The 2,079-nt window shown below is 68.6% G+C and carries 2 protein-coding genes and 1 pseudogene; all 3 read left to right on the top strand.

The genetic code is table 11. The features are described 5' to 3' along the window. A pseudogene (locus MJ777_RS19440) lies at window positions 1-944 on the top strand (ATP-binding protein); the annotation flags it as partial. A 40-nt stretch (window positions 945-984) separates the two neighbouring features. After that, on the top strand, window positions 985-1,245 hold the full coding sequence (locus MJ777_RS19435) for a DUF2277 domain-containing protein (RefSeq protein WP_239377369.1): 261 nt from the start codon (window positions 985-987) through the stop codon (window positions 1,243-1,245). Window positions 1,246-1,606: 361 nt separating this feature from the next. Then, on the top strand, window positions 1,607-2,079 hold a 473-nt coding region (locus MJ777_RS19430), incomplete at its 3' end, for an ATP-binding protein (protein WP_370652777.1).

The raw sequence follows: 2,079 nt of genomic DNA, 5'->3' as shown, positions 1-2,079 counted from the left end.
CCCCGAGCGAGGTGGCTGAGTTGTACGGCCAGCACACGGCCGAGACCGGGCAGGTTTTCACCCCGGCGGCGGTGGCGCGGGCGGTGGAGCTGACCGCGGGGCAGCCGTGGCTGGTCAACGCGTTGGCCCGGGAGATTATCGAAAAAATCAAGGTTCTTGCGGCGGAGCCGATCGGCGTTGAGCATGTGGAGCGGGCGAAGGAGCGGTTGATTCTGGCTCGCGCCACGCATCTGGATTCGTTGGCGTCCAAGCTTGTGGAGCCGCGGGTGCGTCGGGTTGTGGAGCCGGTGCTGGCCGGGACGTTGACCCAGCTCGACCCTTACGACGACGACCTGCAGTATGCGCGTGACCTCGGGCTGGTCGCGGCGACCCGCCCGCTGCGGATCGCCAACCCGATCTACCACGAGGTCATTGCCCGGGTACTCACCGCCAACACCGAGGAGACCGTTCTCGCCGACCCGCGGGCCTTCGTCCGCGCCGACGGCCGGCTGGACTTCAACCTGCTGCTCGCCGAGTTCGCCGACTTCTGGCGTGAGCACTCCGACGTGCTGACCCGCGGAATCGTCTACCACGAGGTCGCCCCCCAGCTGGTGTTCATGGCTTTCCTGCAACGCGTGGTCAACGGAGGCGGACAGGTGGAGCGGGAGTACGGCGTCGGCCGCGGACGCATCGACTTGTTCGTCCGCTGGCCCTACCAGCACCCGGATGGGAAACGGGCCGTGCAGCGGGAGGCGGTCGAGCTGAAGGTGTGGCGTGCTGGTGAACCCGACCCGCTGGCCCGGGGGCTGGCTCAGCTCGACGGCTACCTCGACCGGCTCGGCCTCGACCGCGGTGTCCTGGTGGTGTTCGACCGCCGGCCCGAGGCCGCGCCTATTGCCGACCGTACGAGGTTTGAGCAGGTGAGCAGTCCGGCCGGTCGCCCGGTCACCGTTCTGCGCGCCTGACCGGCGGGTTCCCATGGTGGGTGGGATTACCGTTGTAGGCATGTGCCGCAATATCACCGAGCTGCGGGGCCTGGAGCCGCCGGCGACCGACGAGGAGATCGAGGCAGCCGCCCGCCAGTTCATCCGGAAGGTCAGCGGGTTGCGCCAGCCGTCGGCGGCTGATGATGCGTTCGAGGCGGCCGTCACTGAGGTGACCGTTACGGTTCACCGGCTGCTCGGGGCGCTACCGGCCCGCCGCCAGCCCCCGACCACTGTGCCGCCGCTGCGGCGCCCTGAGGTCCGCGCCCGCCTCGGCCGTTGAGAAATCGGCCGTTGAGAAATCACCGGCCGTACGTGCGATGCCAGGGAAGACTGCCTGATGAATTCTATCGGGTTGGGTAGCGGCCGCACCGGGGGCATATCGTGACCGTGTACAGGGCTACGCCCAGGTGTTCCTCACAGTTGTATGCCTGTTCGAGGGCCTGTCGATGCTAGTGGTCGCTATTTTTGGCTGGTGGGTGCTGCCCGGTTTCGTACGGGAAAGTCCTTCCTCTGGATGAAGACCGGGAGCGTCTGGCGGGGCATACAGGGGGCGCAGGGCACGCAGGGCACACGGTGGGGTACGTGGCGCACCGTAGAGTGGCGGGGACGGTTGTCGTCCGATGTCGCGGGGGTTCTGGCTTATGGGGCGCAGGTTCAACACGGCGGGGCCGTGTCTGCCTCCGTACCATTACATGGTTCCGGCGTTGGGGCGGCTGCCCGAGGCGCCCGATCTGGTCGCCCAGCTGGGCTATTTTGTGGTGCATGCGCCGCGGCAGACGGGGAAGACGACCACGCTGCGGGCGCTCGCGGACGAGTTGACCGCTGGCGGCGGGTATGCGGCGCTGCATTTCTCGTGTGAGGTCGGCGAGGCCGCCGGCGACGACTACGGCGCGGCGCAGCGCGGCGTACTCCGCGCGATGCGAAGCCGGGCCGAGATCGCCCTGCCGGCAGAGCTGCGGCCGCCGCCTTGGCCGGCGGCCCCTGACGAGAACATGCTCGCGGAGGCGCTCGTGGGGTGGGCACAGGTCTGTCCGCGGCCGTTGGTGCTGTTCTTCGATGAGATCGACGCGTTGCGCGGTGCGAGTCTGATCAGCGTGCTGCGCCAGTTGCGGGC

Source organism: Protofrankia sp. Cj5, assembly GCF_917627405.1.
In the GTDB taxonomy this organism is placed as follows: domain Bacteria; phylum Actinomycetota; class Actinomycetes; order Frankiales; family Frankiaceae; genus Protofrankia.
The sequence above is the reverse complement of the archived record's forward strand: the minus strand, read 5'-3'. Positions and strand labels throughout refer to the sequence as shown.

What these genes read in the sequence shown, in the direction of transcription:
- MJ777_RS19435 (WP_239377369.1), top strand. Translation starts at nt 985, where the DNA reads ATGTGCCGCAATATCACCGAGCTGCGGGGCCTGGAGCCGCCGGCGACC.